The following is a 15,100-nucleotide window of genomic DNA, read 5'->3' as shown; positions in this document are numbered from 1 at the left end:
ATTGCCTCTACCACGGCTCCCATGACTCAAAACCAACTCGACAAGAAATCCGAAGCCTGGTCGGCCCTGTTCTCCGAACCCATGAGCGACCTCGTGAAGCGCTACACCGCGAGCGTGTTCTTCGACAAGCGCCTGTGGCAGGCCGACATCGAAGGCTCCCTGGCGCACGCCGGCATGCTGGCCGCCCAGGGGATCATCGGCAAGCAGGACCACGCCGAGATCGAGCGTGGGATGGCGCAGATCCGCGCTGAAATCGAATCCGGCGCCTTCGAGTGGAAACTCGACCTGGAAGACGTGCACCTGAACATCGAGGCCCGGCTGACCCAGCTCGTGGGCGACGCCGGCAAGCGCCTGCACACCGGCCGCAGCCGCAACGACCAGGTCGCCACCGACGTGCGCCTGTGGCTGCGCGGCGAAATCGACCTGATCGCCGAACTGCTGGTGGCGCTGCAGGTTTCGCTGGTGGACATCGCCGAGAAGAACGTCGAGGTCATCCTGCCCGGCTTCACGCACCTGCAGGTGGCGCAGCCGGTGAGCTTTGGCCACCACATGCTGGCCTACGTGGAAATGTTCAGCCGCGACGCCGAGCGCCTGCAGGACGTGCGCAAGCGCGTCAACCGCCTGCCGCTGGGCGCCGCCGCGCTGGCCGGGACCAGCTACCCGCTCGACCGCGAGCTGGTCGCCAGAACGCTGAAGATGGACGGCGTGTGCCAGAACAGCCTGGACGCCGTGAGCGACCGCGACTTCGCCATCGAGTTCACCGCCGCCGCCAGCCTGTGCATGGTGCACATCAGCCGCATGAGCGAGGAGCTCATTCTCTGGATGAGCCAGAACTTCGGCTTCATCCAGATCGCCGACCGCTTCACCACCGGCTCTTCGATCATGCCGCAGAAGAAGAATCCCGACGTGCCCGAACTGGCCCGCGGCAAGACCGGCCGCGTGGTCGGCCACCTGATGGCGCTCATCACCTTGATGAAGGGCCAGCCGCTGGCCTACAACAAGGACAACCAGGAAGACAAGGAGCCGCTGTTCGACACCGTCGACACGCTCAAGGACACGCTGCGCATCTTCGCCGAGATGATCGGCGGCATCACCGTGAAGCCCGAGGCCATGGAAGCCGCCGCCCTGCGCGGCTACGCCACCGCCACCGACCTGGCCGACTACCTGGTGAAGAAGGGCCTGCCCTTCCGCGACGCGCACGAAACCGTGGCCCATGCGGTGAAGGCTGCCACCTCGCACAAGGTCGACCTCGCGGAGCTGCCGCTGGCCGTGCTGCAGCAGTTCAACCCGAACATCGAGAAGGACGTGTACGACGTGCTGAGCCTGCGCGGCTCGCTCAACGCGCGCAACATTTTGGGCGGCACCGCGCCCGCGCAAGTCAAGGCTCAGATAGCGCGCCATCGCGCCCGGCTGGCCTGACGCCCAAGGCCCCGCTTGTTCTACGCCATCCCGCTCGAGAACAAACCGAGCTGGCGCAATCCACCGTGGATGACGGTGCTGCTGATCCTCGTGAACATGATCGTGTTCTGGGGACCGCAGCGCAGCGAGGAAAAGGCCGAGGAGCGCGCGGCCCACTACTACGTGAACAGCGTGCTGCCCGAGCTGGAGCTGCCGCCCTTCGTGGAGTGGCTCGAAAAGACGGACCCCCAGCGCGGCAAGATGGCGCGGCGCATGCTGCCGCACGAGGAAGCCCATCCGCAGCTGCTGGACGGTCTGCAGAACGACAGGAAGTTCCTGCAGAAGCTGCAGGCCGACGAGGTCATCACGCCCGCGAACCCGCGCTACGCCGAATGGAAGCGCGACCGCCAACAGTACGAGACGATGCGGCCCGCGCCCTTCACCACGCGCTGGGCGCAGGACTACGCCAACGGCGCCGCGTCCAAGCCCTGGACCTGGGTCACCGCGGCCTTCCTGCACGGCAGCACCGGCCACCTGCTGGGCAACATGCTGTTCCTCTTCCTGTTCGGCTTCTCGGTCGAGCTGGCACTGGGCCGCGGCACCTACCTGGCCTTCTACCTGCTGGGCGCAGTCGGCGCCTCCGCGCTGGCTGGCTGGGCCTATGCCGACCAGGTCAACCACGGGGTAGGCGCCTCGGGCGCGATCTCGGCACTGATGGGCATGTACGCGGTGATGTACCGGCTGCGGCGCATCCGGTTCTTCTATCAGCTCTTTTTCTATTTCAACTACGTCACGGCGCCGGCCCTGCTGCTGCTGCCGGCCTGGATTGCCAACGAGCTGCTGCAGCACGCGGTGGGCGGCCAGGGCATCGCCTACATGGCGCACCTGGGCGGCCTCTTGACGGGCGCCGCGCTGATGGCCGGGGCCATGGCACTGCACCGCGTGAAGACGCCGGAGGCCGTCGCATCGGAGCAATCGGGCGACGACGGCGAGTTCGGGCGCCACGTGGCCGCGGCGCGCCGGCTGGGCGCCGCCTTGAAGTTCGAGGCGGCCACGGCCGAATGGCGTGCCGCCGCCGCATTGCGCCCCGGCGACACCGACACGCTGCGCGCCTGGTTCAACACCGCGCGGCTGCAGCCCGCGGGCGAGGATTTCCACCAGGCCGCGCGCCGCATCTTCCGGCTGCCGGCCACCGACCCCGACACCCTGGCCCTGCAGCACGCCAGCTACACCGCCTACCTCGACCAGGCCAAGCCGGGCGCGCGCCTGAAGCCCGACGACATGGCCCGCCTGGCGCGCCGCTTCACGCGCGCGCGCCAGTTCCAGGACGCCGACAAGCTGTGCCGCGTGCTGCTGAAGATCGCGCCCGACCATCCGGAACTGGCCGACACGCTGTCGGTCTGCGCCAACGGCCTGCTGCATGCCGGTGAGCGCGACATGGCCGTCGGCTGGCTGCCGCACCTGCTGCGGCTCGCCCCCAACGACATGGTGACGCGCGCCCTCGAGCGCGCCTAGGCTGGCCGCAACTGGAGCTCAGGAAGCCGTGGGCGTGGGCCGCAGCAGCCAGCGCACTTCCTGCGTCTGCTCGCTGTCGGGAAAGCGCGATTCGAGCGTGGTCAGGATCGGCTGTGCCATGTCGGCGCGGCCGAGCCCCTGCACCAGCACCCGGGCTGCCAGTTCGTAGGCTTGCGGAATGGCCGCATGGCCGCGAAAGCGCCGGTCGAAACCCGACAGCAGCGCGAGCGCGGCATGCGCATCGCCGTTGCGCCATTCGGCCTTGGCCAGCGTCATGACCGTGGGGGCGTCGTCAAGCGCGAAGGTCTTGTCCTTTTCGCGGCAGGCCTTGAAGACCTTGAGCGCCTCGGACGCGAGGTCGCGCCGCAGCAGCAGCGGAATGAAGCGGCGCGCATGGTCGAGCAGCGTGGACGCCTTCTCGGGGGCGAGCAGCAGCACGCGGTGGTAGCGGCGCTGCGCCGCCAGATCGTCGGCCGCCGCCACGCGCTGCGCCTCGTAGGCGATGCCAAGTGCGCCGGCCACGTCGCCGTCGGTCACCAGTTGCGCCACCTCGGCATCGGTGCGCTGCGCGGCGATCTGCTCGGGCGTGCGGCGGTCCACCGGCGCGCCGTCGTCCACGCCGCCGCCGGGCAGCAGGTCGATGCCGAAGGCGTCGTGGTGCTGGTACATCACGTAGCCCAGCAGGCTCGACATCACCCAGCCGAAGTAGATGAACGCGAAATTGGCGATCGGCAGCATGATGAGGCCGTCGATCATCGGCAGCAGCATGCCGATGGCAATCTGCGCGCCCGCGCTCAGCAGGAACAGGAAGAAGCACAGCAGCGCATAGGGCCAGCCGATGATGCGCATCGCATCCATCACGTGGCCGGGGTTCATGGCCTGGAAGAAGCTGCCCGACTGCACCAGCACGATCATCGCGGCCGGAAAGGTGAACGACACCACGAACAGCGCCACCGTGCCCAGCACCGGCTCGAACCACGCGAGCCAGCCGATCAGCGCGCCCTGCACCAGCGAAATGGCAAACAGCTTCCACGGCAGGTTGACCCAGTCTTCATTCAGCTCGCGCGGAAAATCGGCCGAGCGCCAGATGCCACGCGAACCGAGCGCCGTGACCTTGAAGCCGTAGCGGCTGGCCGCCAGCACGATGCCCAGTTCGATCACGATCAGCGACAGGCCGGGATGCAGAAAAGGAATGGCCTCGAACAGCAGGCTGCAGAACGCGAGCACCAGGCCGTACATGAGCGGCCGCAGCTGGAACGGAAACGCGAAGAAGCTGTTGAGGCGGTGCCAGAAAGGCGGCGGGGGCGGGAGCGATTCCTTGATGAGCATGATGGCGGCGCCTGCTTACTTGAAGAAGTCGCTCTGGCTCATGGCGCCGCGCCCGCCCAGACGCACCACCGTGACGTCGTCGCCGCGCACGAGCCGCATCTGGCCCAGTTCGCGCTCCAGCCGCTGCGTGAAGCTGCTCTTGAACTGCATGGCCGCCTCGCCCATCTTCAGCACGCTGGTGCCCTCGACGGTGGCGCTCCTGCGGTCGCTCGCCACGTCGATGCTGTCGATGTGGTACTCGTATTCGATGGTGAGGATGCCGCCCATGCGCTCACCCACCGACTCGAACATCTTGAAAGACTTGCGGATGCCTTCGCAGGCCTGCTCGCGGTCGCTGGTGGTCTCCTGCGTGCGGCCCATCATGATCGTCTTGCTCTGGATCACGGCCTTCTTGCTGAGCTGCTTGCACAGCAGCTCGGTATCGCGCGAATAGACGGCGTGCGCCTCTTTCTCGTAGTACTTGCGCACCATGGCCTCGTCGAGCTTGCGCCCGCCGATGAAAAAGTACCACGCGCCCACGCAGAGCGCGACAACGATCGCAATTTGCTTCATTCCCCGCCCCCGCACCCTGGTGCGCCCCGCTCCGATTTTGCGGGGCAGTATACGTTGCCGAATGTTTCCTGCGTGCGGGAAACGGGGGGTCGGGGCGCTCAGATGGCGCGGTAGAAGATGTAGTCGGCCTGGTACTTCACGACCTGCTTCCGGCCCATGGCCGAGGCGTCGCAGGCCGCGGCCGGCGCCACGCCACCCTGCGTGGAGACGCGCTGGATGTAGCTCACACCCTGCATGGCCCCCGTGCCCATGGCCGGGTTCGCCCTTACCAGCTGGTGCGGGATGTTGCCGCCGCCGTTGGGCGCCACCGCCACCTGCGTGGCCGTGACCTTGGAGCCATCCATGCTCTCCCAGGTGGCGGGTGGACCGTAGTACCTGCCCACCTGCTTGCCGCTGCGGTCCGTCAGCCTGGCGTCGGGGCCGACGAAGACCCATTCGTGCTGGCCGGGCATGTTGGCCTTGGCCCTGCATTCGTAAGTGATCTCGCCGGTGCCCACGGTCTCCATGGCCACGGCGTGGCCGGCCGGCACTTTCACCGCGTCGGGCAGGCTGGCCTGGGAATACATCGGGGGCTTGACCCCCATGCCGGAACAGGCGGCAAGGCCAGCGGCTGTGGCGAGCGCGGTCAGGATGCGGATGGTCATGGACGGTTCCTTTGCCCGAATTTCTTCGGATCGATGATGAATGAATGGAGCGCGAGTCCGTCCTTGGTGTCGTGCGTTTTCGACGGTCTCGCAGGCCTGTACGGCAGCCGTGGCCGAATGGATTCACGGCGGCCGAAGTGAATCCGTCAACGCCGCGCCGCCGTACCTTTTCCATGCAGGCCAATGCCCCACAATCCGCGCATGACAGCACCCAGCCCCGACGCCGAACTGATCTCGCTGATCGATCGCATCGGGCGCCGCGACGAGGTCGCGCTGCGCCTGCTCTACGACCGGACGGCGCCCAGGCTCATGGGCCTGGCGATGCGTGTCGTGCGGCAGCGCGAGTGGGCCGAGGACGTGCTGCAGGAATCGTTCATGACGGTCTGGCGCGCGGCCGGCGACTACCGCGGCACGCTGAGCCCGCCGCTCGCCTGGCTGGGGCTGATCGTGCGCAGCCGCTCGCTCGACCTGCTGCGCCGCCGCACCGCCGATCGCGCCCAGCTCACCCAGGAGTTCGACGAGCTGATGGCCGAGACGATCGAATCCGATGCACCCAGCCCGGCCGACACGGCCGACGCCAGCGAGCAGGCCTGGGCGCTGCACCAGTGCCTGAGCCAGCTCGAGGCCCGCCAGCGCGAGGTCGTGAGCCTGGCCTACCTGCGCGAGCTGAGCCACGGCGAACTGGCCGAGCAGCTGAAGCTGCCGCTGGGCACGGTCAAGACCTGGATCCGGCGCGGGCTCGAAAAACTGCGCCTGTGCATGGGACGCTTCGCCTAGCAGCGATGACAAAGGCAAGTTTTCCATGAACCTTCTCGCCCACCCCGAACTGCTCGAGCTGCTGGCCGCGAGCCATGCGCTCGGCACCTTGCGCGGCGGCGCCCGCCGGCGCTTCGAAACCCTGGCGCGCGAACAGGCGCCGGTGCGCGCCGCGGCGCTGGTGTGGCAGGGCCGGCTCGCGAGCATGACCGAGCTGCAAAGCCCGGTCGTCCCCGACGCCGCGGTCTGGACCCGCATCCGCAACATGGTCGACGCCGAGCAGGCGCAGCACGCCATCGGGCGGCAGCGCGGTGCGGCCCCCAACGCCTCCCCGGCACCTGGCGGCTGGCTGCGCAGCCTCGCGCTCTGGCGCGGCGCCGCCGCGGCCGGTGCGCTTGCCACCGTCATGGCGGTGGTGGTCGGGCTGAACCTGCGCGATCAGCTGCAGAACGCGCCGGCGATCCAGTACGTGGCGGTGCTGTCCGACGACAAGGCCACCGCCTCGATGCTCGTGACCTTCGACCCCAGGAAGCGGCAGCTGGTGCTGCAGCGCGTGGGCAGCTACAGCGAAGACGCCGACAAGTCGCTGCAGCTCTGGGCCCTGCCGCCGGGCGGCGCGCCGCGCTCGCTCGGCGTGCTCGACAATGCGCCGGCGCTGCGGCTGGCTGCGTCAGAATCCGATGTCCACGCCGTGCCGACCCTGGCCGTTACGTTGGAAGCCAAGGGCGGCGTGCCACCCGGCAGCGGTCCGAAGGGCCCGATCGTGTTCAAGGGCGCCCTCATTGAGAAAACCATCTGACCTGCTTCCCGTCTTCCCGATGTCTTCGATGAAATCCGCGCTGCTCGCGGCCGCACTGCTGACGGCAGCGCTTGCCTCGCATGCCCAGACCGCTTCGGCCGCCTTCCCCTACGAGGCGGACGGCTCCGCCGCCGCAGACGCTTCCTCCGAATACCTCGCCGCCAAGGCGCGCTGGGCACGACGAGCTTGCCGCCTTCTTCCGGGCCGACCAGCAGCAGTTCCCGGCTCCCGGCGGCGTGGTGTTCGTGGGCAGTTCCACCGTGCGCATGTGGAAGAACCTCGGGCAGGATTTCCGCCAGGTGCCCGGCATCGTCAATCGCGGCTTCGGCGGCTCGACCCTGGCCGACTGCAGCCTGTTCGCGCGCGACCTGGTGGTGCGCTACAGGCCGCGGCAGGTGCTGGTGTACGCCGGCGACAACGACCTGGCCGAAGGCCGCACGCCGCTGCAGGTGCTCGAGAGCTTTGCGCGCTTTGCCAACGCGGTGCGCGCCGAGTTGCCCAACACGCGCATCAGCTTCATCTCGATCAAGCCGAGCCCCTCGCGCGAGCACCTGATGTCGCAGATCCGCGAAACCAACAACGTGATCTCGGCCTACCTCAACCGGCTGCCCGACAGCGAATACATCGACGTCTTCACGCCGATGCTCGGTGCCGACGGCCGGGCCCGGCCGGAACTGTTCAGGAGCGACAGGCTGCACATGACCGACGAGGGCTACCGGCTCTGGCAGTCGATCATCGCCAGTTATCTTTGACTCGCCCTCAGGCCCGCGCGGTCTCCGTCGGCACGTCTTCGGCCGGCGGCGGCAGGTCGGCCCCGCGCGTGAAGCGCGCCACGGCATACATGCCGGCGAACACCGCGAGCAGCAGCAGGCCGTCGCCCCACCAGGGCCGGGCGGTCTGGCTGTCGCCGTAGAAGGCCAGCACCAGCAGCACCGCCACCAGGTGCGCGCAGAACACCGGCAGCGAGGCCGCGCCCATCGCCTCGAGCCAGTGCAGGCGCGGAATCCTGCGCATGAGCCCCGGCCCGAAGCGCACCGCCAGGATGCCCAGCGCCACCAGGTTCACGAGGCGCAGCGGCCCGAGCTGCCACTTGTCGAACAGCAGGTTCAGTTCCACGTCGCCGCCGAACGGTGCCTGGCCGTTGATGCCGTGGTGGCGCCACCAGAAGCCGTAGACCGAAATGGCCAGCGCGGGCACCCACAGCCAGGCCGGAAAGCGCAGCGGCCGCGCATCGGGCAGGTTGCGGCTGGCACCGAGGCACAGGCCCGCAAACCACAGGAACTGCCAGGCGTAGCTGTTGAAGGCGCCCATTTCGTGGAACGGAACCGGCAGGCCGAGGTAGTGCACCGCCAGCCCGTAGATCCATTCGCTGAGGCCGAATTGCGCCAGTGCCCACAAGGCGACGCTGGCGCCCATCACCGGCGTCCAGCCGTGGCGCATGGCAAAGGCCAGCACCCAGGGGCTCATCAGCATGAAGAAGATGTACATCGGCAGGATGTCGAGCAGCGCGGGCTCGTAGATCAGCAGCAGCCCGAAGAGAAACCCGTCGCGCGGCTCGGCCAGGTAGTAGGACACCAGGTTCTTCACCGCGGGCTGGTCGACGTGCAACCCAAGCGCGGCAATGACCGTGAACAGGAACAGCAGGATCGCCGCCTGGCACAGGTACACCTTGAGCACGCGCCGCCAGAAGGCCTGGCGCATCGGGTCGACGCCGCGCACGTAGCCGATGCGGCTGTAGACCAGCCCGGCCACGAAGGCCGACAGCAGCACGAAGCCTTCCGCGGCCGAAACGAAACCGAAGGGCTGGCCCAGCGGGTCGGTCAGGCGGGTCGGCAGATGGGTGACGGTCATCAGCACGAGCATCAGCCCGCGCAAGGCGTCTATTTCCCAGTAGCGTTTCATCGGTCGGCGGCGAGGTCTTGGTGGCGGTCTGCGCGGCGCACGCACGACAGTGCCGATTGTATGAAGAGCGGCCGAGGCATATGACTCCTGGCACTGCCGGAGCGCCTTTCAAATCGGCTACGCTGCGCGCTGCTTCCAGGTGGAGAAAAAATTGAAAAGAACCATTCCAGCGCTGCTTCTGGCCGGCAGCGCCTTGTTCGCCGGCCCGGCCCTTGCCCTCCAGATCATCAGCCTGACGCCGCAGGGCGAAGTGGCGCGCGTGCGCCAGGTGGTCGCCAAGTTCGACCAGCCCGCGGTCAATTTCGGCGACCCGAAAGCGCCCGCGCCGCTTGCCGTGAGCTGCACCGACGCGCAGGCCGGCAAGGGCACCGGCCGCTGGACCGACGCGAAGGCCTGGGTCTGGGATTTCGAGAACGACCTGCCGCCCGGCGTGCGCTGCACCGTCACGCGGATTCCCGGCTTCAAGTCCGGTTCGGGCGGCGAGCTGACCGGGCCGGATCGCTATCAATTCAATAGCGGCGGACCATTCGTGCGCAACTTCATGCCGGGCAGCTATGGCCGGATCGACGAGCAGCAGATGTTCGTGCTCGAGCTCAACGGCGCGGCCACCGTGGAGAGCGTGCGCCAGAACGTCTGGTGCGCGGCCGACGGCATCGGCGAGCGCATTCCCGTGCGGTTGCTCGAAGGCGAGCAGCGCACCGGGCTCCTCAAAGCCTTCGGCCGCGAGAAGGAAGCCGCCAAGGACCCGCTGCGCTTCATCGCACTGCAATGCAACCGCACGCTCACGCCGGGCAGCAAGGTGCAGATCGTCTACGGCAAGGGCGTGGCCACCCCGTCGGGCGTGGCCAACAACGTGGAGCGCCGCCTGAACTTCCAGGTGCGCGAGCCGTTCGCCGTGTCTTTCAGCTGCGAGCGCGAGAACGCGCAGGCCGCCTGCCTGCCGCTGCGGCCGATGCAGCTGCAGTTCAACGCGCCGGTCACGCGCAAGATGGCCTCGCAGATCCAGCTCAAGGGCGGCGGCAAGTCGATCGCCGCCACGCTCGAAAACGACGGCGGCACGCCCAGCGAAGACGACGTCGTCAGTGCCGCGAGCTTCGGCCCGCCGTTCGCCGAAGACACCAAGTTCACCATCGAGCTGCCCGCCAAATTCGAAGACGCCTCGGGCCGGCCGCTGGCTTCGCCCGACAGCTTCCCGCTGAAGGTGGCCACCGGCGCGATGCCGCCGCTGGCCAAGTTCGCCGCCTCACCTTTCGGCGTGGTCGAGCGGCTGGCCGAACCCGGCACGCCGGCCATGATGCCGGTGACCGTGCGGCGGGTGGAACCTGCGCTCATGGTGCAGGCGCTGACGCCCGGCAAGGTCAGCGACATGAACCCGAAGACCGACGCCGAAATCATCGCGTGGTTCCGCAAGGTGCGCCGCTACGACGAATACACCGTGAGCCGCGAACAGGCGCGCAAGGACATCAAGGGCGCGCTGCCCGCCGTCATCGAAACCAGCGAACGCACCCGCGTGCAAAGCCGCATGCTGTCCCTGCTCGCGGGCCAGCCCGGCGTGAAGGCGCTCGACATGCCCAAGGCCGAGAGCGGCGATCCGCGCCCGTTCGAAGTCATCGGCATTCCGCTGACGCCGGGCTTCCACGTGCTCGAGATCGCTTCGCAAAAGCTCGGCGACGCGCTGCTCGACGAGCGCTACGGCGCCAGCCGCACGATGTACGTGCGCACCACCGCGCTGGCCACCAACCTTGCCGTGCACTTCAAGCTCGGCCGCGAGAACTCGATGGCCTGGGTCACCACGCTCGACAAGGGCAAGGTGGTGCCGAACGCCGAGGTGCGGGTGTCCGATTGCCGCGGCGTTGCCGTCGCATCGGGCACCACCGACGCCAACGGCATCGTCACGCTGACAGGCGTTGCGCCCGACGCGCCCAACTGCAACGGCCCGGACGAATACAACGCGGGTGCCTGGTTCGTCAGCGCGCGCGCCAAGGACGACAAGGGCATTGAAGACCTGGCCTTCACCTGGAGCGACTGGCAGCGCGGCATCGAGCCCTGGCGCTTCAACGTGCCCACCAGCCTGCAGCCCGAGCCCGACCGCGTGGCCCACACCATCTTCGACCGCACCTTGCTGCGCGCCGGCGAAACGGTGTCGATGAAGCACCTGATCCGCACCCAGACCAGCAAGGGGTTCGGCCTGCCCGAGAACCGGCCCGACACGCTGGTCGTCACCCACACCGGCAGCGGCCAGCGCTTCACGCAGCCGCTGGCCTGGCGCAAGACCCCGACCGGCGGCCTGAGCGCGGAGAACACCTTTGCCATACCGCCGGCCGCCAAGCTCGGCCTGTACGAAGTGATGCTGCGCAGCGGCAAGGGCAAGGACGCCAGCAGCGGCGGCTCCGAAGAAGAAAGCGAAGGCGACGACGGCTACAACCGCAGCTTCTCCACCGGCCAGTTCCGCGTCGAGGAATTCCGCCTGCCCGTGCTCGAAGGCCGCATCGCACCCGCCGACAAGAAGCCGCTGGTGAGCGTGGCCTCGGTGCCGGCCGACGTGCAGATCAACTACGTGGCCGGCGGCGGCGCCGCCAACCTGCCGGTGCGCGTGTCGGCCATGGTGCGCGGCAAGAGCCTGAGCTTTGCCGACCACGAGGCCTTCAGCTTCAATCCGCCGCGCGTGCAGCCCGAAGGTTCGCAGGCGCCCGCCGCGCCCGCCGCCGACACTGCAGGCGGCGAAGAAGACATCAACAGCGCCAACGACACCCGCGTGATCGCCGACAAGCTGCCGCTCACGCTCAACAAGGACGGCGCCGGCAAGGTCACGATCGACAAGGTGCCCAAGGTGAAAGCCGCGCGCGAGCTGCTGCTGGAGGCCACCTATGCCGACCCGAACGGCGAAGTGCAGACCATCCGCAGCACGCAGACGCTGTGGCCCGCGTCGGTGATCGCCGGCATCAAGACCGAAGGCTGGGTCTCGACCAGCCAGAAGCTCAAGTACCAGGCACTCGCGCTCGACCTCTCGGGCAAGCCCCAGGCCGGCGTCACCCTCAACGTGCGCGCCGTGGCGCGCATCACCACCACCAGCCGCAAGCGCATGGTGGGCGGCTTCTACACCTACGACAACAAGACCGAGACCAAGGACATAGGCACCGTCTGCAGCGGCAAGAGCGATGCGCGCGGGCTGCTGCTGTGCGAATCCGAACTCAAGGAAGCCGGCGAGGTCGAGCTGGTGGCCAGCGCCACCGACAGCGAGGGCCGCGACAGCCGCGCCGCCAGCTCGGTCTACGTGACCAAACAGGGCGAACTCTGGTTCGGCGGCGAGGACAACGACCGCATCGACGTGCTGCCCGAGAAGAAGAGCTACCAGCCCGGCGAGGTCGCCAAGTTCCAGGTGCGCAGCCCGTTCCGCTTTGCCACCGCGCTGGTGTCGGTGGAACGCGAAGGCATCATCGAGACCCGCGTGGTGCAGCTCGACGGCAAGGACCCGACCGTGAGCCTGCAGGTCAGGCCCGAATGGGGACCGAACGCCTACGTGAGCGTGCTCGCGCTGCGCGGGCGGCTGCGCGAGGTGCCGTGGTACAGCTTCTTCACCTGGGGCTTCAAGGCACCGCGCGAGTGGTGGACCGCCTTCTGGTACGAAGGCAAGGAATACGTCGCGCCCACCGCGATGGTCGACCTGAGCAAGCCCGCCTACCGCCTCGGCATGGCCGAGATCCGCGTCGGCACGCGCGCGCACCAGATCGACGTGACCGTCACGAGCGACAAGCCCAGCTATCCGGTGCGCAGCAAGGCGCAGATCACCATCTCCGCCAAGCTGCCCGACGGCAAGCCGGCGGCCGGCGCCGAAGTGGCCCTGGCCGCGGTCGACCAGGCGCTGCTGGAGCTGATGCCCAACGACAGCTGGAACCTGCTCAACGCCATGCTGCAGCGGCGCAGCTGGGGCGTGAGCACCTCCACCGCGCAGATGGAAATCGTCGGCCGGCGCCACTACGGGCGCAAGGCCGTGCCCGCGGGCGGCGGCGGCGGCAAGGGCCAGACCCGCGAGCTGCTCGATACCCTGCTGCTGTGGAACCCGAAGGTGGTGCTCGACGCCAACGGCCAGGCCGTGGTGACGGTGCCGCTCAACGATGCGCTCACCACCTTCAGGATCGTGGCCGTGGCCGATTCGGGCACCAGCCTGTTCGGCACCGGCCAGGCCAGCATCCAGGCCACGCAGGACCTGCAGATCATCAGTGGCCTGCCGCCGCTGGTGCGCGAGGACGACCAGTTCCGCGCCCAGATCACGCTGCGCAACACCACGCAAAAACCGATGAAGGTCGAGGCCACGCCGCGCGCCACGCTGCTCACGCTCGAGCCGCAGACGGTGGACATCCCGGCCGGCGAAGCACGCGAAGTCGCATGGACCGTGACCGCGCCCGCGCAGCTCGCGCAGACGCGCGCCGAAGCCATCCTGTGGGAGATCGAGGCCAAGGACACCATTGGCGGCGCACGCGATGCGCTCAAGGTGCGCCAGCGCATCATCCCGTCGGTGCCGCTCACGGTGCAGCAGGCCACCCTGGTGCAGCTCGACGGCCCCTTCACCATCGACGTGGCACCGCCTGCGGACGCCCTGCCCGGCCGCGGCGGCCTGAAGCTCGCATTGCAACCCAAGCTGGCCGAAGGCCTGCCGGGCGTGCGCGACTGGTTCGCCAACTACCCGTTCGTCTGCCTCGAACAGAAGACCAGCAAATCGGTCGGCCTGCGCGACGCGAAGATGTGGCAAAGCGTGCTGGCCCAGCTGCCGACGTACCTCGACAGCGACGGCCTGGCCAGCTACTTTCCGCCGCGCGACGGCGAGTCCAACCGCGGCAGCGACATCCTCACCTCGTACCTGCTGGCGGCCACGCACGAGGCGGCGGCGCTGAACCCCGCCTTCGCGCTGCCCGACGCGGCGCGCGCGCCGATGGAGTCGGGCCTCATCGCCTTTGTCGAAGGCCGCATCCAGCGCGAATTCTGGAGCCCGCGCAAGGACCTGGACGTGCGCAAGCTCGCCGCGCTCGAGGCCCTGTCGCGCTACGGCACGGCCAAGGGCAGCATGCTCGGCAGCATCACCATTGCGCCGAACCAGTGGCCCACCAGCGCCGTGATCGACTGGCTCAACATCCTCAAGCGCGTGCAGGACGTGCCGCAGCGCCAGCAGCGCCTGGACGAAGCCAGCAACGTGCTCAAGGCGCGCCTGTCGTACCAGGGCACCAAGCTCGTCTTCAGCACCGAGCAGGACGACTACTGGTGGTGGCTCATGACCAACGGCGACGTCAACACCGCGCGCCTGCTGCTCAGCGTGATGGACGACCCGGCCTGGAAGGACGACATCGGCAAGCTCGCCAACGGCTTCATCGGCCGCCAGCAGAACGGCGCCTGGCACACCACCACCGCCAACCTGTGGGGCGGGCTCGCACTCGAAAAGTTCTCGAAGGTGTTCGAGAGCACGCCGGTGGCCGGCGTCACGGCCGCCACGCTCGGCGCCGTCAAGGCGCAGGTCGACTGGCGCAACGTCGAGCGCGTGAAGACCACCGACGCGGCCGGCGCGCCCAACCAGAGCACCTTCTTCGGCGCACCCGCGTCGCCGGGCAACCTGAAGAACAACACCATGTTCCTGCCCTGGGCCGCTTCACCTGCCGGCGCGCCGGTGCGCGACACGCTGCTGGTCACGCAGCAGGGCAGCGGCAAGCCCTGGCTCACGATGCAGTCGATTGCCGCGGTGCAGCTGAAGGCGCCGTTTGCCGCCGGCTATGCCATCAAGAAGACCATCACGCCGGTCGAGCAGGCCACCGCGGGCAAGTACACGCGCGGCGACGTGCTGCGCGTGGCCATCGAGGTGAACGCCAGCACCGACATGACCTGGGTCGTGGTCAGCGACCCGATTCCGGGCGGCGCCACCATCCTCGGCACCGGCCTCGGCCGCGACTCGCAGATCGCCACGCAGGGCGAGAGGAAGTCGGGCGCCGGCTGGCTCGCCTTCGAGGAACGCAGCTTCGAGGCCTTCCGCAGCTACTACGAGTACCTGCCCAAGGGCGTCGTGAAGATCGAATACACCGTGCGCCTCAACAACGTGGGCGACTTCGCGCTGCCGCCGAGCCGTGTCGAGGCGATGTACGCGCCCGAGATGTTCGGCGAGACACCGAATGCGCGCGTGAAGGTGGAGGCTGCGAAGTAGCCGCCTGGTCGAACCGGTCAT

General features: G+C 68.4%; 10 protein-coding genes. 6 read left to right on the top strand and 4 right to left on the bottom strand.

Annotated elements, in window-relative coordinates; genetic code table 11:
• Nucleotides 1–21 precede the first annotated feature (21 nt).
• Together argH and VAPA_RS07170 are read left to right on the top strand one after the other, a co-directional pair.
• Nucleotides 22–1,419 carry an argininosuccinate lyase gene (gene argH / locus VAPA_RS07175; protein ID WP_021006103.1) on the top strand — a complete coding sequence of 466 codons (1,398 nt, stop codon included), beginning with the start codon at nt 22–24 and terminating at the stop codon, nt 1,417–1,419.
• Nucleotides 1,420–1,434: 15 nt separating this feature from the next.
• Nucleotides 1,435–2,913, top strand: a complete 1,479-nt coding sequence (locus VAPA_RS07170) for a rhomboid family protein (RefSeq protein WP_021006102.1) — start codon at nt 1,435–1,437, stop codon at nt 2,911–2,913.
• A gap of 18 nt (nt 2,914–2,931) precedes the next feature.
• Here VAPA_RS07170 and VAPA_RS07165 read toward each other — a convergent pair whose 3' ends face one another.
• The 3 genes from VAPA_RS07165 to VAPA_RS07155 form a co-directional block, all read right to left on the bottom strand.
• The gene (locus VAPA_RS07165; RefSeq protein ID WP_021006101.1) at nt 2,932–4,242 is read right to left on the bottom strand and encodes a tetratricopeptide repeat protein; all 1,311 of its coding nucleotides are present in this window, start codon (nt 4,240–4,242) and stop codon (nt 2,932–2,934) included.
• Between the two features lie 15 nt (nt 4,243–4,257).
• Complete coding sequence (locus VAPA_RS07160) at nt 4,258–4,794, bottom strand: hypothetical protein (RefSeq protein ID WP_021006100.1); 537 nt, start codon at nt 4,792–4,794, stop codon at nt 4,258–4,260.
• A gap of 98 nt (nt 4,795–4,892) precedes the next feature.
• The gene (locus VAPA_RS07155; protein ID WP_021006099.1) at nt 4,893–5,438 is read right to left on the bottom strand and encodes a DUF3455 domain-containing protein; all 546 of its coding nucleotides are present in this window, start codon (nt 5,436–5,438) and stop codon (nt 4,893–4,895) included.
• A 201-nt stretch (nt 5,439–5,639) separates the two neighbouring features.
• Here VAPA_RS07155 and VAPA_RS07150 point away from each other — a divergent pair, with 201 nt between their 5' ends.
• The 3 genes from VAPA_RS07150 to VAPA_RS07140 all read left to right on the top strand — a co-directional run bounded on the left by VAPA_RS07150 (nt 5,640) and on the right by VAPA_RS07140 (nt 7,745).
• Nucleotides 5,640–6,215 (top strand): RNA polymerase sigma factor, encoded by a 576-nt coding sequence (locus VAPA_RS07150; RefSeq protein WP_230558976.1) that lies wholly within the window; start codon nt 5,640–5,642, stop codon nt 6,213–6,215.
• Between the two features lie 25 nt (nt 6,216–6,240).
• Nucleotides 6,241–6,993, top strand: a complete 753-nt coding sequence (locus tag VAPA_RS07145) for an anti-sigma factor (protein ID WP_021006097.1) — start codon at nt 6,241–6,243, stop codon at nt 6,991–6,993.
• 80 nt (nt 6,994–7,073) lie between these two features.
• A complete protein-coding gene (locus VAPA_RS07140; RefSeq protein ID WP_021006096.1) occupies nt 7,074–7,745 on the top strand; it encodes an SGNH/GDSL hydrolase family protein in 672 nt (223 codons plus the stop codon).
• 7 nt (nt 7,746–7,752) lie between these two features.
• On the opposite strand, the gene opgC is transcribed toward VAPA_RS07140, so the two are convergent.
• Entirely contained in the window at nt 7,753–8,895 is a 1,143-nt protein-coding gene (gene opgC / locus VAPA_RS07135) for an OpgC domain-containing protein (protein WP_021006095.1), read from the bottom strand.
• A 151-nt stretch (nt 8,896–9,046) separates the two neighbouring features.
• On the opposite strand from opgC, the gene VAPA_RS07130 reads away from it, so the two are divergent.
• Nucleotides 9,047–15,079, top strand: coding sequence for an alpha-2-macroglobulin family protein (locus tag VAPA_RS07130; protein WP_021006094.1), 6,033 nt, complete (start codon nt 9,047–9,049; stop codon nt 15,077–15,079).
• Nucleotides 15,080–15,100 lie beyond the last annotated feature (21 nt).

Origin of the sequence: Variovorax paradoxus B4, assembly GCF_000463015.1 — a bacterium.
Lineage (GTDB): Bacteria > Pseudomonadota > Gammaproteobacteria > Burkholderiales > Burkholderiaceae_C > Variovorax > Variovorax paradoxus_E.
Note: the sequence above shows the minus strand (reverse complement) of the source record. Positions and strands in the feature narration are given on the sequence as shown.

Excerpts from the sequence above, each read along its gene's own strand:
- argH (WP_021006103.1), top strand. The coding sequence starts at position 22 with ATGACTCAAAACCAACTCGACAAGAAATCCGAAGCCTGGTCGGCCCTG.
- VAPA_RS07165 (WP_021006101.1), bottom strand. The coding sequence starts at position 4,242 with ATGCTCATCAAGGAATCGCTCCCGCCCCCGCCGCCTTTCTGGCACCGC.
- VAPA_RS07160 (WP_021006100.1), bottom strand. The coding sequence starts at position 4,794 with ATGAAGCAAATTGCGATCGTTGTCGCGCTCTGCGTGGGCGCGTGGTAC.
- VAPA_RS07155 (WP_021006099.1), bottom strand. The coding sequence starts at position 5,438 with ATGACCATCCGCATCCTGACCGCGCTCGCCACAGCCGCTGGCCTTGCC.
- VAPA_RS07150 (WP_230558976.1), top strand. The coding sequence starts at position 5,640 with ATGACAGCACCCAGCCCCGACGCCGAACTGATCTCGCTGATCGATCGC.
- VAPA_RS07145 (WP_021006097.1), top strand. The coding sequence starts at position 6,241 with ATGAACCTTCTCGCCCACCCCGAACTGCTCGAGCTGCTGGCCGCGAGC.
- VAPA_RS07140 (WP_021006096.1), top strand. The coding sequence starts at position 7,074 with ATGCCCAGACCGCTTCGGCCGCCTTCCCCTACGAGGCGGACGGCTCCG.
- opgC (WP_021006095.1), bottom strand. The coding sequence starts at position 8,895 with ATGAAACGCTACTGGGAAATAGACGCCTTGCGCGGGCTGATGCTCGTG.